Origin of the sequence: Ureibacillus suwonensis, assembly GCF_042655065.1 — a bacterium.
Lineage (GTDB): Bacteria > Bacillota > Bacilli > Bacillales_A > Planococcaceae > Ureibacillus > Ureibacillus suwonensis.
Window position 1 is genome coordinate 162152 of the sequence record NZ_JBHSNQ010000048.1, and the last position, 25445, is coordinate 187596.

Consider the following 25445-nt stretch of genomic DNA (forward strand, 5'->3'; position numbering starts at 1 on the left):
TGCCGACAAAGTAAATTTTCAGGAAAATTACTTTATTACATGAATTCTTTCACCAATTCGTTAAATTGATCTTCGCTGATTTTTAAATCCATATCCACGAGCGGTTTTTCCGAGAAACCTTCCAATTGTTCCTCATATGGTACTGATTCTGGATCCTGATAGACAATTCCCGTCACAAGCCCTTCATTTTCCATCACAGTTTGCATTGCCAGTTCACGGTTATGAGGATCGTAGCCTTCAATCTCATCCAATTTCGTCAAATGTTCTTTAAACCATTCATACGTATTCACTTTATTGTACGTTACGCAAGGGCTGAATACGTTGATGAAAGAGAAACCTTTATGTTGAATTCCAGCTTCGATCAATGCGGTCAATTCTTTGATATCAGATGAAAATCCTTGGGCAACAAATGACGCACCTGCTGATAAAGCGAGTTCCAACGGTTTTATCGAAGGCTCTTTTGACCCTTGTGGTGTTGACTTCGTTACGAAACCGTATGCGGAACGCGGTGAAGTTTGGCCTTTCGTCAAACCGTAAATTTGGTTATCCATGACGATATAAGTGATATCAATGTTTCGGCGAATGGCATGAACCGTATGGGCCATCCCAATGGCGTAACCGTCCCCGTCCCCGCCTGTTGCGATAACATTCAAATTGCGGTTGGCGATTTTCAAGCCTTGGGCGATTGGCAAAGCGCGACCGTGTGTGCCATGGAATCCATAGGAATTGATATATCCGCTGATTCTTCCGGAACAGCCGATTCCGGAGATGACCGCCAATTCATGAGGTTCGATACCAACGTTGGCAGCTGCTCTTTGAATGGCCGCCTGTACTGAGAAGTCCCCGCATCCAGGACACCAGTTAGGTTTTACGTTATTACGGAAATCTTTGAATGTTGCCATCAGTCAAGCAACTCCTTTACACGAGTTTTTAGTTCACGAGGCAAGAATGGAGTGCCGTCATATTTCGTAATATTAAATGTTTTATCATGAGCGCCGATGTTCATTTTCATGATATTGGCCAGTTGCCCGGTCGCATTGTTTTCCACCACGATGACTTTTTTCGCCCGTTCAACATAAGGCCGCAATTCATTTGCCGGGAATGGATGAATTAAGCGTACATGCACATGGTTTGTTTTAATGCCTTCTTCATCCAATTGCGGCCGGACTTCTTCAATGGCACCTCTTGTTGAGTTAAAACCAACGATTAATACATCGGCTTCTTCATGCGGCGCATCCACATAAATCGGATCTTTAAAGTTTACATAATTTAATTTGCGCAAACGCTTGTCCATTTGATTTTTGCGGTTTCCAGGAGCTTCCGCAGGTTTTCCGGTTTCATCATGTTCGTTTCCTGTCACGTGATGGATTCCGTGAAGCTGGCCAGGCACCACACGCGTTGAAACGCCGTCCTCTGTAACTTCAAAACGTTTAAAATCTTCTTTCGGATCTTTTTCAGGCAATTCTCCAAGATTCAATTTGCCTCGGCGAATTTCGATTTTTGAGTAATCGAAAGGTTCGGCCGTCTGTTTACCTAAAGACAATTGCAAATCGGTCATCACAATGACAGGCAATTGCAATTCTTCCGCAATATTGAATGCTTGGATTGTATCGTAAAAGGCTTCTTCAATTGTGGAAGGAGCAATGACCACTTTCGGAATTTCCCCATGGGTGCCGTAAAGCATCGCCATCAAGTCGGATTGTTCCTGTTTTGTCGGAAGCCCTGTGGATGGTCCGCCCCGCTGCGTATCAACAATGACAAGGGGCTGCTCTGTCATACCGGACAAACCAATGGATTCCATCATGAGGGATAAACCTGGACCGGCTGAAGCTGTAAAGGAGCGCACTCCCCCAAAATTCGCACCGATTGCCATTGTACATGCGGAAATTTCATCTTCCGTTTGGATGACCGTACCGCCAAATTTCGGAAGCTTTTTAATCAAATATTCCATGATTTCAGAAGCCGGCGTAATTGGATATGCTGCCATGAAGCGCGCTCCGGCGGCGATTGCTCCCAATGCCACAGCATCGTTTCCGATCATGAACAACCGGCGATTGCCGTCAGCCGGTTCCAATTGCCATTTTCCAACTTTGTCGCCAATCAATTCACAAGTGGCTTCATATCCGCGGCGGATTGCCTCCATGTTCTTTTTGACCACTTCTTCCCCTTTGCGGCCAAAAATTTCATCGACAACTTCCTGGAAGTTTTCAATCGGCAAATTCAATAAAGCAGCAGTAGATCCAATGGCCACCATGTTTTTCATTAATGAAGTGCCCAGTTCGGAAGCGATTTCAGTAAATGGCACCGCAAAAAGCGGGGCTTTCGAATCTTCTGGATTTACAGGCTCAAATTTGCTATCCGCTAAAATGATGCTGTCTTCCGTCAATTCCTTATAATTGACTTCAATCGTTTCCTGGTCGAATGCAACCAAAATATCCAAATCGTCCGCAATTGCACGAACCGGTGTCGGGCGAACGGTAATTTTATTGTTTGTATGGCCCCCCTTGATGCGGGAAGAAAAATGACGATAGCCGTACAGATGGTAACCTAAACGGTTCATGGCCATCGCAAAAATTTCGCCAGTACTCTCAATCCCTTCACCTTGTTGCCCACCGACTTTCCACGAAAGCTGATGTAACATTTTAACATCTCCTTAAAACATTTAATTGCATACATTATTTCTTATCTAAATATAACATGAATCCATTTCCTTGAAATAAGAAAAACCGTCAATAACTTCAATTTCAGACCTTTGACGGAAAAGTTTTGTTCAATATTTTGTAACGACTTTCCTTTCATTAGAATGCCTGATTTGAAAAAGAAGATGTATAAAAGTAAAGGGGCAAAAGCGAAGGATTAAGCAAAAAAAATAACGGAGAAAAACGTTTCCGTTTCTCTCCGTTCATCCATTTGGAAGCCAAGCTTCCAATCGCCACTTTGAATGATTTATCGCTGGCGTTTCTCAACTACAAGTTTTAGTGCGGTACGATCTTCTCCGCCAATTTGGATGTCCGCAAAGGCTGGTGAACATACTAAATCTGTTCCGCTAGGCGCCACAAACCCGCGAGCAATGGCAACTGCCTTCACCGCTTGGTTCAAAGCACCTGCACCTACAGCCTGCATTTCCGCATATCCTTGCTCACGAATTACCGCAACGAGCGCACCTGCTACAGAATTTGGATTTGAGCGAGATGATACTTTCAATGAATCCACATTTATTCCTCCCCATACTTGCTTTTTTAATGATTTTGAATGAATCTTTCTCTCTGGCATTCATTCAAAGGACTTGAACTTGTGTCCGTAGCACATTGTATGCAGCATAGTAGAAAAATAGAATCATTTTGGAAGGGAATCATGCAAAAACTTGGGATTCAGCCTTGGAAAGGATAGTCATCGTTGATGTATATCCTTTCGCAGGAAATGGCTTTTCCGGTTTCATTGTCGATATCCACGAAAAAGCCGCTGAATACGTCTCTTCCCGATTTTGGCACTTCGAATCGGGCAGGCAAATTTGTTTGGAATTTGTAGATGACGCTTTCTTTTTTCATTCCCAGAATTTCGTCATATGGTCCTGTCATCCCCACATCAGTTATATATGCGGTACCCCCTGGAAATATTCTTGCATCCGCCGTTTGAACATGGGTATGTGTTCCAACAACTGCCGATACCCTTCCATCCACGTACCATCCAAAAGCAATTTTCTCGCTCGTTGCTTCGCCGTGAAAATCAATAAATACTAAAGGGGAGATTTTTCTCGCTTCTTCCACCAATTCATCCGCCATCCGAAACGGATCTTCGTGGGGAGGCAAAAATACGCGTCCGTGTAAATTGATTACCGTTAAAATGTTGCCGTTTTTCGTGATTTGAACGGCACCCTTCCCCGGTGCCTCTTTTGAAAAGTTTGCAGGTCGAATCAAATATTGGGCTTCATCGATAAACTCAAAAATTTCCTTATTATCCCAAGTATGATTGCCCATTGTAATGACATCAATACCCATTTGAAGTAATTGCTGGTAGATTTTTTGAGTAATTCCGCGACCTGCCGCCGCATTTTCTCCGTTCGCAATAACCACATCCGGTTCATATTTTTTCTTTAATCTTGGCAAATATTTTTCTACCGCTTCCCGACCAATGGAGCCGACGATATCACCGATAAATAGTACCTTCAATCTTACTACCACACTTTCTATAAAATCTATTCAATTTTACCATTTTAACGCCGGTAAATCTAATGGAATGTTATTTTGGACGATTTCGAAGGATTTTTTATGAAAAAGAATGATACTTATTGTTTGCATAATGCGCTCCATTCATGACAAAAAAGACAAGGGCATGTATACCCTTGTCCAAATAGGATGTCAATCGGCAAGCAAAGATTGGACTGGCAAAAAAAGTTTCCTTTGATATTTTCAAAAAAAGTGCTTTATTGACGAAAGAAGTTCAAAAATTATGGAAATCAAACTTGACTTTGAATACGTCCCGATTTATTCTTCACTTTCCAATCGAACTCTGGCAGATGGCTTCAATTTTCCACAACGAATACATTCATCAGAGAAATAACTATATTTATGTTTTCTGACCAATTTGCAATATAACCGCATAAACAATTTCATCTGATATCCGCTCCCCGTTTCCAAAATAAACCCATCTACCTATTAATTTACTATTCTTTCCGGAAAATATGAATATTTTTCAACTAATTTACTAAAAAATTTTTTAAAAAATATCTTTATGGGGTTTTAGAATTATCTATATGAAATATATACTGGATCAACAGATTCATCACCACCTTTAGAACTATTATACTCACCGGATTATTGTTATTTTTTTGATTATTTCATCATCATTGATATAAAAAATAATCTTCGAAGATTCCGAAGATTATTTATACACATACACTTTGTTAGATTCAGTGGAGTTCATGAACAGGTTTCTTTTCCGATATTATCAACAAATAATATCACAATTCAACAATAATATTACTATATAATATTTAACGTTTGTAAAAATATATTACTAAAACATTTTCCACCATTTGCGCTTGCTTATTTCTTCCGGTTCATAAATAATCAATGGTTCATTGGATAAAATTCGGGCATTATTTTCAAGGAGAAGATCGATTGCATCATGTTCTTTCTTTTTTTCCAACACCGCAAGACCTTCGTTGAATAAAAACGGTCTGGATGTCACGTGATGGGCATCCGAACCATAAGTATGCACAAGATTCGCTCGGACCAAATCCAAAGAAAGCTGTTGGGTCTTTTTCCCAAAAAAACCTGCCAGACTTCCGGCTGTTATTTGTGCCAGAGCCCCTTCACGTATCAATCGTTCAAGACGTTCGGGTTTTTCCACAATGGCTTTGTTCCGCTCCGGATGGGCGATGATTGGTGTAATATCATGACGCAACAGTTCATGGATCATATTTTTTGTATATAACGGGATTCCACTTGAAGGCAATTCCAGCAATAGATAGTTTGAATTTGCCAAAAGATGGACTTGATTTGAGACACACCGTTCAACGATTTTTTCTGAAATGCGCACTTCATGGCCAATATGAATCGTAAGCGGTACTTGGCGTTCATCCAATTTCATCTTCAATTCCCGGATTTGCCCAATGACCACATCGGCAGGAACATCAAATTGGGGATGGCTTGCATGGGAAGTCGAAATGATATCGGTTATGCCCTCATTAACGGCTGCTACAAGCATTTCAATCGACTCTTGGATGTTCTTCGGACCATCATCCACTCCGTATAGTATATGGCTATGTATATCCACCATTTTTCCACCTACTTTTTTGTTTTATCCTAAATTTACCCATATCTTTCCATTATTTCAAGGACTGATACACCTATTCTCCCAGCCCATTTCAAAGATAAAAAAAGAGTAAAGGCATTCCGCCATTACTCTGAAGCACCATAATAATAGTAATAATAATAATGCCCTTTTTCGATTACCGCGTTATTGATTACTACCCCAATAATATTTGCTTTTGACATATCCAATAATTCTTTTGCCTTCACGATGCTTGCCTTTTGTGTTTCTCCGGAGCTGACAATGAGAATTGTCGCATCGCACCGGTTGGAAAGAATTTGTGCATCAGTTACCGATAGTACAGGTGGAGCATCAAAAACAATCAGATCAAATTCTTCTTTTAAACTTTCCATAATCAAACCCATTTGTTTTGAAGCGAGCAATTCGGCAGGATTAGGCGGAATCGGTCCGCTGGTGATGGCATAGAGCCCTTCGATGTATGTTTCCTGAATGGCCTCTTCCAGTTCACATTGCTTTGTCAACAAACTGGACAAGCCAAAGACATTTTTCAAACGGAATGTATAATGGATGGTCGGCTTACGCATATCCCCATCAATCAGCAACACTTTCTTCCCTTCTTGGGAAAATACCGCCGCGATATTTGCGGAAACCGTTGATTTTCCCTCTCCCGCACCTGCAGATGTAATTACGATCGTTTTCAAGTCTATATCCGGCATGGAGAACTTAATGTTTGTCCGGATTGTCCGAAACTGTTCGGAGATGAAGGACTTTGGATTCGTTTCGACAATCAGTTTCCGAGCCATGGTTTTATTATTCTTTTTCTTTTTTCTTTTAAACATTTACATTTTCTCTCCTAACTGCTCGTTTAGATTTCACAGTTAAAGGAACTTCGGAGTTCGCATCTGTTATCTTGCTTACAAACCCTAAAATCGGTAATCCCAACAATTCTTCAACATCATGTTCCGTTTTAATTGTAGTATCCAAATATTCAAGCAAGAAAGCCAATCCGACACCTACCATTAATCCAATGACTAATGCAATCGCCATATTCAACATTTTGTTCGGCTTGACTGGAGAAGGATTCTCGGGCAATTCCGCAGGGGATAATATGTTTACATTATCCACGTTCATCAACTCTTTGACTTCCTCTTGGAACACTTGAGCCACCGTGTTTGCAATATCCACCGCAAGAAATGCTTGTTCATCCTGCACGCTGATATTGACTACTTGGGAATTATTCGCGTTCGAAACAGTGATTTGATTCGAAAGCGCTGATGGTGTTGTATTCAAGTCAAGAATTTCGATCACTTTGCTCAAAATGACCGGACTCTTGATAATAACGTTATATGTGTTAATGAGCTGCAAATTCGTTTGGATATCCGTAGTTTGGATTTGAGTTTGCTGATCACTCGTTTTCTGGTTCACTAGTATTTGCGTTGATGCCTGATAGATCGGTGTCAAAACATAAAAGCTGATGATGGCAGCTGCTAAAGTTGAAATGATGGTGATACTGAGAATTAATACGATTCTTTTCTTTAAAACTTTGAATATATCATATAAGCTGATTGTTTCTTCCACAGCGGTTCAACCCCTCCCTTGATATTATATCTTAAATGCTTTTTCATTGGGCGCGTTATTTCAAATTTGTATTTGGCAAATATTATTCATTTAACCAAGATTCATTTATAAATACTCTTTCGCTTTTTTCAATAAGTTGCTGCGGCGCTCTTCTTTGGCTGCATTGTAATCATCCCGCAGGCTTTGGGCATGGGCTTTGCTATATCCGTTTTCTTCCAATTCATTTTCAATGATGGTCATAAGCGCGTTGAAAGCGGCATCTGTTCTTGCTTCCAGTCCATTGGCAGCTCCCATGTATTTATTATAAAAATAGCCTATATCTATGCTTTCACCATTCGCTCTCTTCGCGGAATATTCATCATACGCTTTTTGAATAAGTGCATCGAGATTGCTGTTCGCCTGATTTTCCAATTCTTTTAGAGAAGGAATATATTTTTCTTTAATTTCCGAAACGGTGAGTCTCTGTTGCTCTGAATCTCCTGTTACTTGATTCGGGTCATTTTCAGAAGGGGTTGGATCCTCGGATTGAGTATCTTCATTTTGGGCACCGTCCGAATTCTCTTCAGCCGGCTCATCTTTTCTTTCCTCGATTATATTTCCCTCTTTATCAACAACGATTTCGGTGCCGTCCGGTAAAGTGATGACATACGGATCTTCAATAATTTCCTCAACCTCCGGATCGGCTACATCATATTCTTTGAATTTGAATATATATATACCATATCCACCGATACTAACGACCAACAACACAAATACAAGCAATATGTATTTCCATACTCGCTTCATAAAATACTCCTTTTCCTGCCTTGCTGTAATTCTTGTCCAATCAAATTCCCCAGAACACCCGTGTTCTGGGGAATTTGATATTGCTTTATTTAGAATAATAGATTATTAAGGTGGTGGCAATAGTTATATTATTGTAAATGAATGTTAAATTTACTTGGGGTTGAGTCATTATTAAATTTAATTTCGACAGTCAAACCAAGCGCCAATGTAGCTGCATATTCACTTACATTTTTACTTTCTAGGTTCCAATAAGCAACCCTTTCCTTTACATGGACAATAACATCTTCAATCAATTTACTCAATTTACTGATCGAATTAATGTCATCATTCTTTTTATATTCTGCAATAATATTATCAGAACCTCTTTTTACAGTTATACTATCAATTTCGTCAAAAGTAGCACCAATTTCGCTACTATTATTATTAATAAATGCCTTTAATTCAGACGCTAATTGAATACTTGAAGTATTACCTAATAATGTAATTACTTCAGAAAACGTTTTGTCACTATCTAAAGTAAATTCGATCTTCGAATCAGAAATACTTTTAAACTTACCAATTTGCGGTAGTACGGCTTGTGAACCGCCTCCACCTCCACCGCCGCCTCCAGGAACTGGGGCAGGTGTTTCTTCTACAGTATTACCTGATTCATCTACAGTTTCTTTAATGTTATCTTTTACTTGGTCATAGTTTGCAATCACATCACTAGGTTTTTTGCCATCTGGAAGAACCAATTTTTCAATTTTTGAATTTGGATCCAATGTCAATTTTGTTCCTTCAGACACTTTCAATTCTTTTACTTCCACTGACTTTAATGTTACTTGAAGATCGTCAGCTACCGTCAACTCATCAACCACTAAGTTTTCCACTTGCACTCCGCCGGCAGTGATCGATACATTTGGAATTGGATATCCGCCTGCATTGAAGGAAGTGTTTGGAGCCACCAAAGTCAATGCTTTGATGCCAACAACTTTACCAGTTCTTGCTGCCACTACGTTGCCCAATGAAGCCACTTTTGCCGCTTGAAGATCTTCCACAATCAGTTCAACTTTTGCATCTTTTAATGCGGCAGCGTTGTTTGCATTAAATACTTTTGCAAGTTCTCCTGTAATTTCGAACGTACCATTTTTAGTGACCAATTTGCCGTCTTTGATTTCAGCGACTGTTTCCACCACTGTTCCTTTTGCTTCTTCAGCGCGAACAACAAAGGAAGCCAATTGGCCGCGTGTTACCGGATTTACAGGTGAGTATGTAGTAGGGGTTGTCCCAGTTGTCACCTTATTTGCATAAAGCGCGGCAATATATTCTTTATATTCAGAATTTGCAATATCTTTGAAAGGAAGATTGTTTGCATTCCCTGTCAATTCAAATGCTCTTGCAATGATTTTTGCCATTTGTCCGCGAGTCAGTGTTGCATTCGGTTTGAATGTGCCATCCGGATAACCGTTGATGATGCCCGCATTTGCCAAAGCGGCAATTTCACCATAGTAAGCATAATTTGTTGGAATATCTTTGAAATTTGGGTTTTTCACATTTTTCGTATCCAAGCCTAAAGCTTTTGCGATAATTTTTGCTGCATGAGCACGGCTGATTGACTGATTCGGTTTGAAAGTTCCGTCCGGATATCCAGTAATCACTCCACGTTCCACCAAATTCATTACATTGTCATAATGTACGTTCGCCGGTGTCAAATCCGAAAATGACTTTGCTGCATCCGCTTGAGCTGGTGCAATAGCAACTACTGCTGCTGTCGTCATTGTTGCGGCTAGCGCAATGTTATATAGCTTCTTATTTCTCATTATCCACTTTTTCCTCCTGTTTACATATTTTTTCAAATTTCAATCTTTATCAATCATTATAACACAATTAGAACAGTATATTTAATAGTTTTTTAACATTATTTTAATTTACTATGAATCTCCCCAACAAAATAACTAGATTTTAAAGTTGGTAAATAAAAAAATTACCCTCCTTTGACTACCGTCAAAAGAGGGATGGTTTTACTTCGCATATTCTACTGCACGAGTTTCCCGAATAACCGTCACTTTGATGTGACCTGGATAGTTGAGTTCTTCCTCAATTTGTTTACGGATATCTCTGGCAAGTCGATGTGCTTGTAAGTCATCAATTTTTTCAGGTTGTACAATGATCCGGATTTCCCGGCCTGCCTGAATGGCATAGGATTTTTCCACACCTTCATAGGATTCTGAAATTTCTTCAAGTTTCTCCAATCGGCGAATGTAGTTTTCTAGTGTTTCACTACGAGCACCAGGACGGGCAGCTGAAAGGGCATCTGCCGCCGCCACAATGACAGCAATCACACTCGTTGGTTCCACATCACCATGGTGGGAAGCGATACTATTAATTACAACTGGGTGTTCATTGTATTTCGTTGCAAGTTCAACACCGATTTCCACGTGGCTTCCTTCCACTTCATGATCGATGGCTTTTCCGATATCGTGCAACAATCCAGCACGCTTCGCAAGCGCCACATCCTCGCCCAATTCAGCAGCCATCAGCCCTGCCAAATGGGCCACTTCGATGGAATGTTTCAATACGTTTTGGCCATAGCTTGTCCGATATTTCATGCGGCCCAAAATTTTGATCAAGTCTGGGTGCAAATTATGGACGCCGACTTCGAAAGTTGTAAGCTCTCCCGTTTCACGGATATGTTCATCCATTTCCCGGCGTGATTTTTCAACCATTTCTTCAATCCGTGCCGGATGGATTCGTCCATCTTGCACCAGTTTTTCAAGGGCAAGACGGGCCGTTTCGCGACGAATCGGGTCAAAACCTGATAAAATAACCGCTTCCGGCGTATCATCAATAATCAAATCCACACCAGTAAGCGTTTCAAGGGTACGAATATTCCGTCCTTCACGGCCAATGATTCGTCCTTTCATTTCGTCATTCGGCAAGTTGACAACCGATACAGTCGTTTCCGCCACATAATCGGCCGCAAATCGTTGCATAGCCAATGCCAAAATTTCTTTCGCTTTTTTGTCAGACTCTTCTTTCGCACGGGTTTCAGCTTCTTTGATCATCATCGCAATTTCCGTTGAAAGTTCCTGCTCTACTTGTTTCAAAATGAACTCTCTTGCTTCTTCTTTAGATAAAGAAGCAATTCGTTCCAACTCTGACTCCTGCTTTTTTACGAGCTCTTCCACTTTACTTTCCATTTCTTCAATATGCTGTTGTCTTTCGGCTAGAGCCTCTTCTTTTCTCTCTAGACTTGCTTCTCTCTTATTTAGAGCATCATCCTTGCGATCAAGATTTTCTTCCTTTTGCAATAACCGGTTTTCTTGTTTCTGAAGCTCAGCACGTCTTTCACGAATTTCCTTTTCAGCTTCAGTCCGAAGTTTGTGAGTTTCATCTTTCGCTTCCAATAGTGCTTCTTTTTTCAGCGCTTCCGCTTCTCGCTTCGCTTCATCTATAATGAGCTCAGCTGAGTGTTTCGCACCATTTACTTTCGATTCATTCACTTTTTTCATATAGAAATAGATAACAGCGGCACCGACGATGAGCCCAAGCAAAGCGGAGATCATGTATTCCATACGAACACCTCCTCTTGCTATTATCACATGCAATTTCAGTCGGCTCATATATTGATAACAATTCTCAACATATTGCCTATTTCATTTTATCATTGAAAAAAATTATACAGTCTAATTGTATAGTTCGGAGTTTTCTCTGTCAAGGATTGCCACTGCTGATGGCATTTGATTTTGATTGTTGCTTCCTTTTTTCAGGATAATAAAATACGATAATTATTGGTATTTTTTCAATATAAAAACATTGGTGTAAAAAGGATCAAGAAGTTTATGGTTTCCTTTACGAAAACTTTCTTTTACCATTTTTCCATTATTTGATTATTTTTATACATATAATAATGGAAAAGGCGGCTTCGGATCATTTTTAAGGGTCAAAAAATCTATTAAGCTCCGTCTACAATAAAAAAGCGAATCAGATTATCGTCGTCCTCTGATTCGCTCTTTAAAAAGCAATCCCTTATTCTTCGTCAAATAATGGCAATTCTTCCGCCACTTCTTCATCGTCGTCATGGGCAGCGATCATATATGTGTTTGATGCCATGCCAAAAGATTCACGGATTTTTTCTGCAATTTCATCCCGGATTTCCGGATTTGCTCTCAAGAATTGTTTCGCATTTTCCCGTCCTTGGCCGATTCGTTCATCGTTATAGGAATACCAGGAACCGCTCTTTTGAATGATGTCCAATTCCACACCGATATCCACTATTTCGCCTTCTTTGGAAATGCCTTCACCAAACATAATATCCACTTCAGCTGTTCGGAATGGAGGGGCAACTTTATTTTTTACCACTTTAATTTTTGTTTTATTTCCCACCATTTCACTGCCTTGCTTAATTGTTTCCGCACGGCGGACTTCCAAACGGATGGAAGAATAGAATTTTAAAGCGCGGCCACCAGGTGTTGTTTCCGGATTTCCAAACATGACACCGATTTTGTCGCGCACTTGGTTGATGAAAATGCAAATCGTATTGGATTTATTGATAACCCCTGACAATTTTCGTAAAGCTTGGGACATGAGGCGGGCTTGTAATCCCATGTGAGAGTCGCCCATCTCGCCTTCAATTTCCGCTTTCGGCACCAATGCCGCCACAGAGTCGATGACGATGATATCAATGGCGCCGCTTCGCACCAACGCCTCAGCGATTTCCAATGCCTGCTCTCCTGTATCTGGTTGGGAAAGAATCAATTCATCAATGTTGACGCCCAATTTTTGGGCATAAATTGGGTCTAACGCGTGTTCTGCATCGATAAATGCCGCTTGTCCGCCTTGGGCTTGCACTTCCGCAATCGCGTGCAATGCCACCGTTGTCTTACCGGATGATTCAGGACCATAAATTTCGATAATTCGGCCTCTAGGATATCCGCCAACCCCCAGAGCTGCATCAAGGGCCAATGAACCGCTTGGAACTGTGGAAATTTGCAGGTCTGTTTTTTCGCCAAGCTTCATGATGGAGCCTTTGCCGAATTGCTTTTCAATTTGTTTTAACGCCATTTCTAAGGCAGCTTTACGATCACTCAAAACATTTCCTCCTTAAAAAACGTATCTGTATTGTTCTGTTTCTACTATACTTCTTTTTTGAGAAATAATCAATAAAAAAGCGAACGTATTTTCGTAAAAATAAAATTTGAGCCCATTTTCAGGCTCAAATTTTATTTTTCACACTTTTTTATACCCTTTTTCCTCAAGCAATCGGATCAAATAACTGAACGTATATTTTACCGCGCGTAACCGGTTTGTATTTCGGAGGCCAGAAAGCCGGAGTTTTTTCGTCACCACATCATCCCCAATGGCAATGCCGATCCAAACCGTTCCTGCCGGTTCTCCATCGTGAGGCTCCGGACCGGCAGCACCGGTCAATCCAACCCCGATATCCGTGCCGAATTTTTCACGGACATTTTTCGCCATACTTGCGGCACATTCGCTGCTGACGATGCCATGTTGATCCAGCAATTCTTTTGGTATGCCCAACTGGTTGATTTTTGCTTCTTTCGTATAAGTGACCATTCCTCCAACAAGGGCTCCACTGACACCCGGGATTTCCGCCAGTTCCGATTGGAATAGCCCGGCCGTCAAACTTTCCGCTGCTGAAATGGTCAATTTGTGATGAAGCAGCATTTCAACCGTTTTTGAAGCCAACGTATCATCGTCTGTACCATAGTTGTATTTTCCGATAATCGATAAAATTTCCTGTTTCTCTTCATCAATTAATTTCCATGCCTCTTCTTTTGAATCCGCTTTTGCCGTAATGCGCAGCATCACTTCTCCGTCAGAGGCGAGCGGGGCGATCGTCGGATTTGCTTGGGCATCCAAAATATGTTGAATTTCCGTTTCCAACTCCGCTTCTCCGATACCATAAAACCGGAGAACATGGGAAAGAATTACCCCGCCTTTGCTGATGAGGGAAGCAAGCCGCGGCTTTGCTTCAAATTGAAACATCGGCTCCAGTTCCTTTGGCGGACCAGGCAACAATATGTAAGTCCGTCCATCCTTTTGAAGCATCATGCCGGGAGCAAGGCCGTGATGATTCGGCAACACTTCACTTCCCTGCAAAACCAGGGCTTGTTTTTTATTATTCTCCGTCATTGTCCGGCCTTGGTTTTTAAAAAATGATTCAATGGTCGCCAACGCATTTTCATCATACACAAGCGGCACTTTCAAATGCTCGGCAAGCGTTTCCTTTGTCAAATCATCCTTCGTCGGTCCTAATCCGCCGGAAAAAATGATCAAATCAGCGCGGGATTCAGCAATTTCAATCGCTTTTTTCAATCTTCCCCCATTATCGCCAATCACAGAATGAAAATAAACATTAATGCCTATTTCGGATAATTGGGCGGAAATAAATTTCGCATTCGTATTCGCAATTTGACCTAAAAGCAATTCGGAGCCCACGGCAATTATTTCGGCATTCATCTTTTTCCCTCACTTATTTGGAATTGACAAAAACATGTCTGTTCAAATAGAAGTAATCCCATCCGGACCAAATGGTAAAGAATAATGCTACGTAAAGCATGATGTCATCAAATGGTATGCCGAACAGTGCAAAAATAGTATTGTGCAAAAGCAAAGCAACGATGGCAACGATTTGCGTCCATGTTTTGATTTTTCCCAATTTGCTGGCGGCGACAATTTTTCCTTCCCCGGCCAAAATGGAACGCAAACCGGTAACGGCAAATTCACGGCTTAAAATGACAATAACCACCCATCCTGGAGCTAGTCCAAGTTCCACCAACAGGATGAATGCGGAAGTCACTAACAGTTTATCTGCAAGAGGATCCAAAAATTTTCCCAAATTTGTGACCAGATTATATTTCCGGGCAAAATGTCCATCGATCCAATCAGTGCATGATGCAACTATAAAAATCAGTGCACCTACAAAATGGTGGACAGGCATTTCCGCCCCAAATAATTCCATTGTTCCCCAATTAAAATCAAACATCATCACAATCACAAAAATCGGAATCAATAAAATGCGGGAAACGGTTATTTTATTTGGTAAATTCATCGTTCTCTACAACCTTTCATCAGAAAGAAAATATTGGTACATCCCATTATTTACTATACAACTTTTGGGCGAAAGAAAATAGTCATCTTCATTAGATGACTACTGTTCCTCGCTGAATTGAATAATGATATTTTGCGCACTTAAGTCTTGAACGTACTTGATTTCTTCACCGTTTACATAAACTTTTGCATTATTGGAGAAACCAAGTCGAATGCGGGCATAACCGTTCGCTGTGGAATCATGTTCCACCACTTCGCCCTGTTTATATATGCGATCTTCCACCTGTTCGTTTCCATTCGCGTCACGAATGCTTACCCATGTATCACCCAATACTTCCACACGGATGAGCATTTTGTCAGTTCCGGACAATTTATAGACCGTTGATACCCCATCTGGCTGCACTTCTCCCTCGGAAATCACTTGAGCTGTTTTTTCATCATCTTTTTGCTCTTCCTCATCCGCTTCTGTTGTCGGTTGTTTGTCAGAATTTTCCTCTTTTCCTTTTTCCTCATTATCTTTTGCAGGAGGTGTTTTAACTTCCGTTTGTTCGTATTCAAATGAATCGCCATTCTCCGTCACGGATTCATCTTCGGTAGAAGGTCTTTGGGAGAAAAAGAACCAAAGAACAGCAATAATAATGATAATGAATAAAGCGACGACATATTTCGGCAAATTTTCCATCAATTTATTTGGAGATGCGGTTTTTAATCTTTTCCGTGTTGGACTTTGGGAGAATGATTGGGCAACTTCCTCTGTTTGATGACTCGGAATTTCATCTTTATATTGCTCGAAAATTTCTTCCGGATCCAGGCCAACCGCTTCCGCATATTGTTTAATAAACGCACGGACATAGAAGGTTCCAGGCATGATGGAATAATTTCCTTCTTCAATGCCGATCAAATATCGCTTTTGAATTTTAGTTATTTCTTGCAAGTCATCTAAACTGTAACCTTTAGATAATCTCGCTTCCTTTAGGCGAGTTCCAAGCTCTGTCAACCATAACACCTACTTTATCTAATATTATTAAAATGAGAAAAAGTCATCGTTTGCAAAAGTGTCATTTTTTACAATCGCATCATAAACTATTTCTTCGTCCGGATGATGCCGCAATTCAATAATATAGTCAAAATCTTCAATGGAGTATTCGGAATGTTTCACAAAAATGTCGGGATGTTCAATCACCTTTACGCTGGGCATTTTCATCACTTCCCGAACAAGCCGCAAATGCCTTTCATCTGTCGACATTCTAGTGACAACGCCATCGAGGATAAATATATTATTTGTATTAAATTCATCCCCTATCAGTTGTTTTCGAACCGTTTGCTTAATCATTGTGGAGGATAAAAATATCCATTTTTTATTGGCACAGACGCTTGCGGCAACAATGGATTCCGTTTTCCCCACCCGGGGCATTCCGCGGATGCCGATCAACTTATGTCCATCGGTTTTGAACAATTCAGCCATAAAGTCGACCAATATGCCCAGTTCATCCCGTACAAAACGGAATGTATTTTTTTCATCTGCGTCTTTTTCAATATATTGACCGTGGCGAACTGCCAAACGGTCGCGAAGTTTCGGCTCCCGGAATTTTGTGACGCGGATATCATCAATCGTATTGACAATGGATTGAAACCGTTTGATGGATTCTTCGTTTTCGGCTTTTAACAACAAACCTCGACGCCCTTCGTCAACACCATTAATCGTTACGATATTCACTTTCAGCATACCAAGCAATGAGGCGATATCCCCTAATAAACCTGGACGATTTACTTGAATTTCATATTCGAAGTACCATTCACCCATCCACAACCGTCCCCTTGCAATAGAAACGAAATTGATTACCTACAAGTTTCATCATAGCGGATTTTGTATGTATTGAAAAGTTTACAATGCGACAAAATTGTGCCAAAATCGGACAAAATTATGCTTTATTTTACATTAAGTTCAATTTGAATGAAGAAAAAGGAGGAAAATCCCCCTTTTCCTTTTTCAAAAATAGAGCATCAGTTAACTTTTTTGTCTTGCACCAATTTCATGACACAGCTTGCCAGTGCTTGCTTTTCCTTTTCATCAGCCACTGACCATAAATCAGCCAGAACCCGCTCCTGCTCATTTTTCGGGTCCACATTTTTTGCCAAATACTCGCCGATTTGTACAGCCGTTTTTTCAATTGTGTTGCTGGATAATCCCATATTTTTTGCATTTTCAACTTGTTTTCCCAAGAATGATTTCCATTTTTCCCAGTTTTGTAATATTTCCATATTCTCTCCTCCTTTTCGACATTAGTATGGTCAAGCAACCAATTTTATATGTACCAACCACCATTTAATCGAATAATTTGTCCCGTTACATAATCTGCCTGACCACTAATGTAAAAGGAGACGAGATTCGCCACTTCTTCCGGTTCTCCAGGGCGATGGAGCGGAATTTCATCATAAATCGCCTGTTTTTCCTCTTCCAATAAATGTGAGTTCATGTCGGTATTGATGATTCCCGGTGCGATGGCATTGACCAATATCCGCTGGCTGGCCGCTTCTTTCGCATAAGCTTTTACAAAAGCGTGCTGGGCCCCTTTCACCGTGGCATAAACGGTTTCGTTGGCGGCACCCGCTTCTCCCCAGATGGATCCGATGAACATGATATAACTGCTGCCGTTTTGGCGTAATTTTTTTGACAAAAGCGCAACAAGGCGAATCGGATTTTGCACATGTTCTTTCCACAACTTATCGATGATGCTTGCCGGCGTATCTTCAAGCAAGCCATAATATGCCGTTCCGCCGGCAAAAATCACCGCCTGGACAGAGAAGATTTGATTCGCCAATTGCTCCGCTCCCCCATCAACGGAAAAATCTGCCTGTACAGGAATGAATTCCGATTGCGGATAAGCGGCTGTCAATTCCTTCATTAATTGGTCCACTTTTTTCCGGCCTCTGAAATAATGCAAATAAAGCGACCAGCCATCTTTAGCCAGACGCTTTACAATCGCACTGCCAATCGCACCGGATGCCCCGATCACAAGTGCAAATTTCTTCATTGTTGATTCCTACTTATCGGTAAAATTTTAAAGATTGTTTGTTGGGATTCCCCTTGAATCGATTGGAAAGCTTCTTTTACATCTTCCAACGTAATTTTTTCAATCACCGGAACTACATCAAATAAATTCATATCATTAAATTTATATCTTGTAAATTGATTCGCAATATATTCCAAAGAATTAAGCGCTCTTAAGAAAAAACCGATTTTTTTACGCTTGATGCGTTCAATGGATTCAACATTGAGCATTTGCTCCGCGTGATTTACGGTATTCAAGATTTTTTCAACGAGTGCGTCAGGATTTGGCGTATCGGAACCGATTAAAGCAAAACCAAAACCTTTCTCCAACGTGAAATCGTAAGCAAAGGACTCATCGATTAAACCGTTGTCATAAACATCTGTGTAAAATTCCGATGCACGGCCAAATAAGTTTTCCAATCCGATTTGGATTGCAAGCTCATGCTTCAGCATTTCTTCTCCGCTCAAGTTGGTTTCTTTCGCTTTCAGCCCGACATACACTTTTGGTTGTTGGACATCCATTTTGATTTCCCGCTCTTTGATGGCCACTGCCAACGGTTCTTCATCAAAATAGCGTTGGATTTCCGGCGCTTCTTTGAAAGACTTTTTATTTTGGTTGTCTTCAATAAATGCCATCATCTCTTTCGGATCCACATTGCCGACGATGAAAAGCAGCATATTGGAAGGATGGTAGAACGTATTGTAACAAGTATATAAATGTTCGGCTGTAATTTGATCGATCGATTCAATCGTTCCGGCAATATCAATTTTTACCGGATGATTGTGATACATGTTTTCGATTGCGCCAAAATAAAGCCGCCAATCCGGCTGGTCATCGTACATCGTAATTTCCTGTCCAATAATCCCCTTTTCCTTTTCCACCGTTTTTTCTGTAAAATACGGCTCCTGCACAAAGTCCAATAATGTTTCCGTATTTTCAAAAATATGGTCCGTCGCAGAGAATAGATAAGCGGTTCTTGTAAAAGAGGTGAAGGCGTTTGCGGAAGCCCCTCTTTCACTGAACTTTTGGAATACGTCGCCTTCTTCTTTTTCAAACATTTTATGTTCAAGAAAATGGGCGATGCCATCCGGTACGGTAATGGGCTCCTTTTCACCAATCGGTGTAAAAGTGCGGTCAACAGAACCGTACTTTGTTGTAAAGGTAACGAACGTTTTGGAAAATCCTTTTTTAGGCAATATATAGACATCCAGCCCATTGGCCAGTTTTTTATAATATAATGTTTCATCCAACTGTTGAAATTCGATGGTTTCCATTATTCCGCCTCCTTTCCGCAGAGGAAGTACGTAGCTTCATGTTTCAATTGAGATGCCATTTGTTGCAGGTCTTCTTTTGTCACCTTTTCCCAACGTTCCTTCCATAATTCCACGGAAAATTCTTCATCCAAATCTTTGTATTGGTCAAAAATATCAATTTGCCCGCGAGGCAAATCCAAGGCTTCACGCAATTGGTTGACGAGCATCGCTCTCGTTTGATTCAATTCCAAGTCGGCGATATTCCCCTTTTTCATTTCATCCAATTGTTCAAAAATGATATCAATGGCTTTTTTCTCGTTTTTCGGTTCAATCCCGGATATGACATAAAGGAGTCCGTAATGCGGCGAATAAGAGCTGGAAACGTAATAACATAAGCTTTCCCGTTCGCGCACATTCATAAATAATTTCGAATGGGCATAACCTCCAAAAACGCCATTGAAAATTTGCATTTTCGGAAAATCAGGATCCCCGAATTTCACCGGTGTGCTGAAGCCCATATGCAGTTTCCCTTGTTTCATATCCTGAAATTCTTTTACATAATCTTTCTCCGGTTTTGAATCCTCATTGATGGTTGGTTTTTGAGGAGTACGATCTTTAAATTGAAAAGCTTTTTTCATTTTTTCTTGTATCTCCTCAACGTCGATATCCCCTGCAACGTAAATGTCGATTTTATCGTTGTCGATCATCGACTGGTAAGCCTCTGTCAATGACGCCGGTGTCACTTCTTTCACCGTTTCGATCGTGCCGCTTGCAGGGATGGATGCAGGATGATTCGGACGTAAAATTTGCGTCAAACGCTGTTGGGCATAACGGGTTTTATCATCAAAAACAGATTCGATTCGCTGAATGACGATTTGTTTTTCCCGTTCAACGATGGAAGGGACAAATTGACCGTTTTTCCAATTCGGTTGAAAGATGACGGTTTGAAGCAAGTCAATCACATCGTTTAAAACCGGTTGGTTGGACAAATATTGGTCATTTACCGTTTCGACATTCAGCATGACCGTATGTTCCCCGCCGCGTTTCGAAACGTCGAAATACAGCATCGTTCCATATAAATCGTCCAAATAACTGCGAAATTCCGCCGACTTCCTGAATCTTGCATTGCTATGCTGCAACACGTTTGAAAGTACGGCCCGTTCTGCTGCGGTTTTTGTCGTCAATGGTGTTCTCCATTTAAAGGAGAAATTGACCGTTTTAAATTGTGTCGTTTTTCTTATATGTAGCGAAACACCTTCCGCCAATTTCGTCGTCTGAAACAAAAAAATTCCTCCTGACTTCCCAATATTATGCATAACCTCATAAATAATTTTCTCAAGAGACATGTATATTATTCAAAAAAACTACGAATTGACCACTATTACTACTATACATGGAATAAATTAGTTTATGTACAACATTTTTATTTTAATAGAAAATTTTCCATTTGGCATTCAAAAGCACTTAAATCTCCTCATTCACGGGATTCCAGCCAAGCTTTGGCCAAAGTTTCAACCACGGGAAAAATGCTTTCGATTGGAATCGCTCCAAACCCTACCATTACAAGATGATTGGTTGTTTTCGTCTGATAACATGTTGAAACCGGATCGATGGCTATTCCATTTTCCGATGCAATTTGAACCGCCCGCCCTTCTTCTAGCCAAGGAGGGAGTTGAATGATGATATGAAGTCCTGCTGTATCGCCAAAAATTTTAAACTCATCCGTCAAATTGGTTTGTAATGCCGCCAATAATTGCTTTCTTTTTTTGCGATACAATGTACGCATTTTTTCAATATGCTTTGCAAAATACCCGGAACGCATAAATTCAGCAACAACCAGTTGATCGATTCTCGATACGGTCGGTTTTTGATTTTGATAAAACTTTTGAAATTCCCCTGCAAGAGGTAACGGCAATGCCATATAACTCATCCTTATGGAAGGGATGAGGGTTTTGGAGAATGTGCCAAAGTAAATCACCCGTTGAAGTTGATCCAGATTTGAAAGCGGCGGTATCGGTAACCCTTTATAACGGAATTCCGCATCATAATCATCCTCGATCAGATATGCATCCACTTCTTTTGCCCATTGGAGAAGCCGTGCTTTTCGTTCAATAGGCATCACAACCCCCAAAGGGTATTGATGGGCCGGCGTTACATAATACAATTTCACCATTTTTGAAGGAACAGCGGCTCCAGCTGGATCAATCGGTACATATTCAATATCATAATGCATTTGCTGAAAAATCGAAGTTGCCCTAAAATATCCGGGTTCCTCCACCGCAACCGGAATATTGCCAAAAAAAATGCATAATGCCTGCAACTGCTGTTGTGTGCCGCTGAATAGAAAGATTTGCTCCGGTTCGCAAGCAATTCCCCTTGCCATATGTAAATATTGGGCAATTTCCTTTCGCAGCGATTCTTCTCCTTGCCATGCACTATTGTGGACGGGATGGCTTTGCAATTGGTTTTTATATATTTTTTCCCAAATTTTATAAGGAAATGCCTCCGCATCTACCTGTCCGTTTTTTAAATTAAATATCGTTTTCTCTTCAGCGGGTTTGATGGACGGCTTTTTCGTTGCAGGAACGCGCAGCCATTCCTCATTATATTTGGCGACAAAGTAGCCGGAACGTTCCACGCTGTACAGGAAGCCTTCGCTCAATAATTGTTCATATGCGTTTTGGACCGTTTGGATACTGATATTTAATTGTTCCGCAAGTTTTCTTTTGGAAGGCAATTTTTCATTTGGATTTATTTGCTTATTGATGATTTTTTCCTTTAATTGTTCGTAGATTGCAATATACTTGGGCACCCCATCCGGAAATTGAAACTGCAGCTCCATCGGCAACCTCCTGGTATGATGAAAAATTCGTAATTTGGTTATTTCAAAAATACCAAAGGAGGTTTTTAATGGCAACAAAGGAGTTGATACAATGGAACATATTATTTTGGAAAATGATATCGTTTTGCTTCGGCCAATAGAATCGGAAGATATCGAAGCGATTGCCGAAGCGGCGAAGGATGAACGTATCTGGGAACATATGCAGGTTGATTTGGCAACGAAAGAAGCGGTTGAAAAATATGTGGGAAAAGCGGTTCAAGAACGGAAGGAGCAAGTTTCCTATGTCTTTGTCATCATCCATAAGAAAACCAATCGAATTGTAGGCTGCACTTCATTTTTAGATCTCGTTTTGGACCATAAAAGGCTGGAAATTGGGGGAACATGGCTGAATCCATCGGTATGGCGTACACCGGTCAATACCAATTGCAAATATTTGCTACTCTCCTATTGCTTTGAGCAGTTGCAATTGAATCGGGTTCAACTGAAAACTGCCCATACAAATAAAAAATCCCAAAGAGCCATCGAAAGAATTGGAGCCACAAAGGAAGGCGTGCTTCGAAATCACATGATCAGGCCCAACGGAACCATCCGCCATACGGTAATGTATAGCATCATCAAAGAGGAATGGCCCGCTGTCAAAGAAAGATTCCTGCATGAATTGTTGTAATTGTGTCACAGTTTTACAGGATGGGAAGCGGCAAATAAATAGCTCTACCCTGGAACAAAAGAAGCTGCCCGAAAAGTTTCTTCCGGACAGCTTTTGTTTATTCGTTGATATTGGAAATCAGCACTTGTCTTGGACGGCTGCCGTCGGGAGGACCGACGACCCCGCGGGCTTCCATTTGATCGATGATTCTTGCGGCGCGGGAATAACCGATGCGGAAGCGGCGCTGCAGCATGGAAATGGAGGCGGATTGCATTTCCACCACCAATTTCACCGCTTCATCATATAACTCGTCGGTTTCCTCTTCAAAGCTTTTTTCCGGTTCATCCGTTGGGATCATCGTTTCATCATATTGGGCTTTCTGTTGGGAAATGACATAATCCACAACCGCCTGCACTTCCTCATCGGAAACGAATGCCCCTTGAACACGGATTGGTTTGGAAGTTCCCGCCGGCATAAAGAGCATATCTCCCCGTCCCAATAGCCGCTCTGCCCCCCCCATATCAAGAATCGTGCGGGAGTCCACAGCACTCGATACGGCAAAGGCGATACGGGATGGGATATTCGCTTTAATGACCCCGGTAATGACATCTACGGATGGTCTTTGGGTTGCGATAATCAAGTGAATACCTGCCGCGCGCGCCATTTGAGCCAAGCGCGTAATGGCATCTTCCACGTCATGGGATGCCACCATCATTAAATCCGCCAACTCGTCAATCACCACAACGATATACGGCAACTTCGGCATTTGTTCATCGTGTTCCTGATTGTAACGTTCAACATAGTTGTTGTACCCTTTGATGTTTCTTGTTCCGGTATGGGAGAACAAGTCGTAGCGTCTTTCCATTTCGCTGACAACCTTTTGCAACGCCTGGGACGCTTTTTTCGGATCCGTCACAACGGGCGCAAGCAAGTGCGGAATGCCGTTGTAGACATTCAATTCCACCATTTTCGGGTCAATCATCATCATTTTGACTTCATGCGGTTTTGCACGCATCAAGATGGATATGATGATTCCGTTTATGCACACACTTTTCCCGCTTCCCGTTGAACCGGCGACGAGCAAGTGAGGCATTTTGTCCAATTCCGCCAAAATGGCCTGTCCTGTAATATCCCGTCCAAAACCGATTAATAGTTTTGCATCCGGTTTATTATTTTCTTTCGATTCAAGGACTTCTCTCAGTGTTACAACGGCGACTTCACTGTTCGGCACTTCAATACCAATGGCCGACTTTCCGGGAATCGGCGCCTCCATTCGGATGTCCTTTGCGGCCAGTGCAAGGGCCAGGTCATCCTGTAAATTGACAATTCTACTTACCTTTACCCCCACATCCGGCATGACCTCATACTTTGTCACAGCCGGGCCCAAGTGTACTTGCACCACTTTCGCTTTCACACCAAAGCTTAAAAGGGTTTGTTCCAGCTTTTTCGCGTTTGCTTGAATAATTGAATATTCCCCGCTTTGATCATGCTCAGGGGGAACATTCAATAAATTCATCGGCGGCAAGCGATAATCCTGATTTTCCACATTCTTTTCAACAGACTGCTGAATCGTTTCTTCAATGGATTCGTCATCCGTCACTTCTTCCGGCTCTTCCCGCACTTTTTGAATATTTTGGGTGAAGGCTGAAATGATTGGTTCATGATCCTCTTCATCCTCTTCAATAATGGATAACGGAACTGTTTCTTCATTTGCCACAGCCATTTCTTTTAATGCTGATTGTTCACTTGTTTTCGCCCGCTTTTTGGCATTCTCGTCCTTATTCAAAGAACGGCGTTTTCTTTTTTTCCGTTGTGGCAGTTTTATTTTGAGGTTTGGAATTTTCTCGGCAATCATTGGCACAAAAGCTTTTCCCGTCACTAAAACAATTCCGATAATGAACAATAACACGGCGACCACCCGAGCTCCGGCGGAACCGAATAGAATGTGGAACATGCTGAATAATAATGCCCCAATAAATCCGCCGCCCAGAGCATTGCTTCTGTTTACAATCCCGCCATCCGTAATCATGATCCGCCAAGTTTCTTTCAAGACCGATTTAGATTCCAAGGCATCCTGTTTATATAACTCTTCAATAAGTACACTATGGCTAAAAATTGACAGACTGAAAATCATCATGATGACACCGAGAACAACCCGGTCCGTAAGCGGGATTTTTTCACGCTTGACCATCAATAATAATGCGAATAGTGCAAGAAATGTCGGAATGGCAAAGTATAAATTGCCTAATAAAAACATGGAAATATTTTGCGCCGTTTTGCCGACAAAACCATATTCGAAAAAGATGATGATTGAAAAACCAATCAACAGCAATCCAATGATTTCAAAATAGAGGACGGAAATGCCGTTTTTTGCTTTCGTTTTCGCTTTTGTTTTCCCTCTCGTCTTCCGTTTCGCCAAATTGTTCACCTACTTTGCAATCAACCATCAACAGTATGAG

22 protein-coding genes are annotated in these 25445 nt (G+C 41.2%); 1 reads left to right on the top strand and 21 read right to left on the bottom strand.

Annotated features, from left to right (window positions below):
• Positions 1–35 precede the first annotated feature (35 nt).
• From ACFPOH_RS05190 to pdxR, 20 genes are all read right to left on the bottom strand, one after another.
• Positions 36–902 carry a 2-oxoacid:ferredoxin oxidoreductase subunit beta gene (locus ACFPOH_RS05190; RefSeq protein WP_342469791.1) on the bottom strand — a complete coding sequence of 289 codons (867 nt, stop codon included), beginning with the start codon at positions 900–902 and terminating at the stop codon, positions 36–38.
• Entirely contained in the window at positions 902–2641 is a 1740-nt protein-coding gene (locus ACFPOH_RS05195; protein WP_390308981.1) for a 2-oxoacid:acceptor oxidoreductase subunit alpha, read from the bottom strand. The genes ACFPOH_RS05190 and ACFPOH_RS05195 overlap by 1 nt, the downstream gene beginning before the upstream one ends.
• Before the next feature lie 305 nt (positions 2642–2946).
• Positions 2947–3213: a stage V sporulation protein S gene (locus tag ACFPOH_RS05200; RefSeq protein ID WP_342469793.1), complete on the bottom strand. Its 267-nt coding sequence runs from the start codon at positions 3211–3213 to the stop codon at positions 2947–2949.
• Between the two features lie 158 nt (positions 3214–3371).
• The gene (locus tag ACFPOH_RS05205) at positions 3372–4169 is read right to left on the bottom strand and encodes a TIGR00282 family metallophosphoesterase (protein ID WP_342469794.1); all 798 of its coding nucleotides are present in this window, start codon (positions 4167–4169) and stop codon (positions 3372–3374) included.
• 847 nt (positions 4170–5016) lie between these two features.
• A complete protein-coding gene (locus tag ACFPOH_RS05210; protein ID WP_390308982.1) occupies positions 5017–5781 on the bottom strand; it encodes a tyrosine-protein phosphatase in 765 nt (254 codons plus the stop codon).
• A 122-nt stretch (positions 5782–5903) separates the two neighbouring features.
• The gene (locus ACFPOH_RS05215; protein WP_390308983.1) at positions 5904–6614 is read right to left on the bottom strand and encodes a CpsD/CapB family tyrosine-protein kinase; all 711 of its coding nucleotides are present in this window, start codon (positions 6612–6614) and stop codon (positions 5904–5906) included.
• On the bottom strand, positions 6607–7353 hold the full coding sequence (locus tag ACFPOH_RS05220) for a YveK family protein (RefSeq protein ID WP_390308984.1): 747 nt from the start codon (positions 7351–7353) through the stop codon (positions 6607–6609). The genes ACFPOH_RS05215 and ACFPOH_RS05220 overlap by 8 nt, the downstream gene beginning before the upstream one ends.
• A 105-nt stretch (positions 7354–7458) precedes the next feature.
• Positions 7459–8139 carry a hypothetical protein gene (locus ACFPOH_RS05225; protein ID WP_390308985.1) on the bottom strand — a complete coding sequence of 227 codons (681 nt, stop codon included), beginning with the start codon at positions 8137–8139 and terminating at the stop codon, positions 7459–7461.
• Between the two features lie 128 nt (positions 8140–8267).
• A complete protein-coding gene (locus ACFPOH_RS05230) occupies positions 8268–9938 on the bottom strand; it encodes an S-layer homology domain-containing protein (RefSeq protein ID WP_390308987.1) in 1671 nt (556 codons plus the stop codon).
• Between the two features lie 201 nt (positions 9939–10139).
• Positions 10140–11693, bottom strand: coding sequence for a ribonuclease Y (gene rny / locus ACFPOH_RS05235; RefSeq protein ID WP_342469800.1), 1554 nt, complete (start codon positions 11691–11693; stop codon positions 10140–10142).
• A gap of 454 nt (positions 11694–12147) precedes the next feature.
• Positions 12148–13209 (bottom strand): recombinase RecA, encoded by a 1062-nt coding sequence (gene recA, locus ACFPOH_RS05240; protein WP_390308988.1) that lies wholly within the window; start codon positions 13207–13209, stop codon positions 12148–12150.
• Positions 13210–13347: 138 nt separating this feature from the next.
• The gene (locus ACFPOH_RS05245; protein WP_390308989.1) at positions 13348–14601 is read right to left on the bottom strand and encodes a competence/damage-inducible protein A; all 1254 of its coding nucleotides are present in this window, start codon (positions 14599–14601) and stop codon (positions 13348–13350) included.
• 13 nt (positions 14602–14614) lie between these two features.
• Complete coding sequence (pgsA, locus tag ACFPOH_RS05250) at positions 14615–15193, bottom strand: CDP-diacylglycerol--glycerol-3-phosphate 3-phosphatidyltransferase (protein WP_342469803.1); 579 nt, start codon at positions 15191–15193, stop codon at positions 14615–14617.
• A gap of 99 nt (positions 15194–15292) precedes the next feature.
• Complete coding sequence (locus tag ACFPOH_RS05255; RefSeq protein ID WP_390308991.1) at positions 15293–16198, bottom strand: helix-turn-helix domain-containing protein; 906 nt, start codon at positions 16196–16198, stop codon at positions 15293–15295.
• Between the two features lie 18 nt (positions 16199–16216).
• Complete coding sequence (locus ACFPOH_RS05260) at positions 16217–16996, bottom strand: DUF3388 domain-containing protein (protein ID WP_342469805.1); 780 nt, start codon at positions 16994–16996, stop codon at positions 16217–16219.
• Between the two features lie 200 nt (positions 16997–17196).
• Complete coding sequence (locus ACFPOH_RS05265) at positions 17197–17454, bottom strand: DUF3243 domain-containing protein (protein ID WP_342469806.1); 258 nt, start codon at positions 17452–17454, stop codon at positions 17197–17199.
• Between the two features lie 44 nt (positions 17455–17498).
• A complete protein-coding gene (gene ymfI / locus ACFPOH_RS05270; protein ID WP_342469807.1) occupies positions 17499–18227 on the bottom strand; it encodes an elongation factor P 5-aminopentanone reductase in 729 nt (242 codons plus the stop codon).
• Positions 18224–19519, bottom strand: coding sequence for an EF-P 5-aminopentanol modification-associated protein YfmH (gene yfmH, locus ACFPOH_RS05275; protein ID WP_390308993.1), 1296 nt, complete (start codon positions 19517–19519; stop codon positions 18224–18226). Before yfmH ends, ymfI begins: the two co-directional genes overlap by 4 nt.
• Positions 19519–20781, bottom strand: a complete 1263-nt coding sequence (yfmF, locus tag ACFPOH_RS05280) for an EF-P 5-aminopentanol modification-associated protein YfmF (RefSeq protein ID WP_342581190.1) — start codon at positions 20779–20781, stop codon at positions 19519–19521. The genes yfmH and yfmF overlap by 1 nt, the downstream gene beginning before the upstream one ends.
• 191 nt (positions 20782–20972) lie before the next feature.
• Positions 20973–22340, bottom strand: a complete 1368-nt coding sequence (gene pdxR / locus ACFPOH_RS05285) for a MocR-like pyridoxine biosynthesis transcription factor PdxR (RefSeq protein WP_390308995.1) — start codon at positions 22338–22340, stop codon at positions 20973–20975.
• 91 nt (positions 22341–22431) lie between these two features.
• On the opposite strand from pdxR, the gene ACFPOH_RS05290 reads away from it, so the two are divergent.
• Positions 22432–23007, top strand: a complete 576-nt coding sequence (locus tag ACFPOH_RS05290; protein ID WP_342469811.1) for a GNAT family N-acetyltransferase — start codon at positions 22432–22434, stop codon at positions 23005–23007.
• 97 nt (positions 23008–23104) lie between these two features.
• On the opposite strand, the gene ACFPOH_RS05295 is transcribed toward ACFPOH_RS05290, so the two are convergent.
• Entirely contained in the window at positions 23105–25405 is a 2301-nt protein-coding gene (locus ACFPOH_RS05295; protein ID WP_342581187.1) for an FtsK/SpoIIIE family DNA translocase, read from the bottom strand.
• Between the last annotated feature and the right edge of the window lie 40 nt (positions 25406–25445).

What these genes read in the sequence shown, in the direction of transcription:
- ACFPOH_RS05265 (WP_342469806.1), bottom strand. Translation starts at nt 17,454, where the DNA reads ATGGAAATATTACAAAACTGGGAAAAATGGAAATCATTCTTGGGAAAA.
- ACFPOH_RS05245 (WP_390308989.1), bottom strand. Translation starts at nt 14,601, where the DNA reads ATGAATGCCGAAATAATTGCCGTGGGCTCCGAATTGCTTTTAGGTCAA.
- ACFPOH_RS05190 (WP_342469791.1), bottom strand. Translation starts at nt 902, where the DNA reads ATGGCAACATTCAAAGATTTCCGTAATAACGTAAAACCTAACTGGTGT.
- ACFPOH_RS05230 (WP_390308987.1), bottom strand. Translation starts at nt 9,938, where the DNA reads ATGAGAAATAAGAAGCTATATAACATTGCGCTAGCCGCAACAATGACG.
- ACFPOH_RS05215 (WP_390308983.1), bottom strand. Translation starts at nt 6,614, where the DNA reads ATGTTTAAAAGAAAAAAGAAAAAGAATAATAAAACCATGGCTCGGAAA.
- rny (WP_342469800.1), bottom strand. Translation starts at nt 11,693, where the DNA reads ATGGAATACATGATCTCCGCTTTGCTTGGGCTCATCGTCGGTGCCGCT.
- pgsA (WP_342469803.1), bottom strand. Translation starts at nt 15,193, where the DNA reads ATGAATTTACCAAATAAAATAACCGTTTCCCGCATTTTATTGATTCCG.
- ACFPOH_RS05260 (WP_342469805.1), bottom strand. Translation starts at nt 16,996, where the DNA reads ATGGGTGAATGGTACTTCGAATATGAAATTCAAGTAAATCGTCCAGGT.
- pdxR (WP_390308995.1), bottom strand. Translation starts at nt 22,340, where the DNA reads ATGGAGCTGCAGTTTCAATTTCCGGATGGGGTGCCCAAGTATATTGCA.
- ACFPOH_RS05290 (WP_342469811.1), top strand. Translation starts at nt 22,432, where the DNA reads ATGGAACATATTATTTTGGAAAATGATATCGTTTTGCTTCGGCCAATA.
- ACFPOH_RS05210 (WP_390308982.1), bottom strand. Translation starts at nt 5,781, where the DNA reads ATGGTGGATATACATAGCCATATACTATACGGAGTGGATGATGGTCCG.
- yfmH (WP_390308993.1), bottom strand. Translation starts at nt 19,519, where the DNA reads ATGGAAACCATCGAATTTCAACAGTTGGATGAAACATTATATTATAAA.
- ymfI (WP_342469807.1), bottom strand. Translation starts at nt 18,227, where the DNA reads ATGAAGAAATTTGCACTTGTGATCGGGGCATCCGGTGCGATTGGCAGT.
- ACFPOH_RS05195 (WP_390308981.1), bottom strand. Translation starts at nt 2,641, where the DNA reads ATGTTACATCAGCTTTCGTGGAAAGTCGGTGGGCAACAAGGTGAAGGG.
- ACFPOH_RS05225 (WP_390308985.1), bottom strand. Translation starts at nt 8,139, where the DNA reads ATGAAGCGAGTATGGAAATACATATTGCTTGTATTTGTGTTGTTGGTC.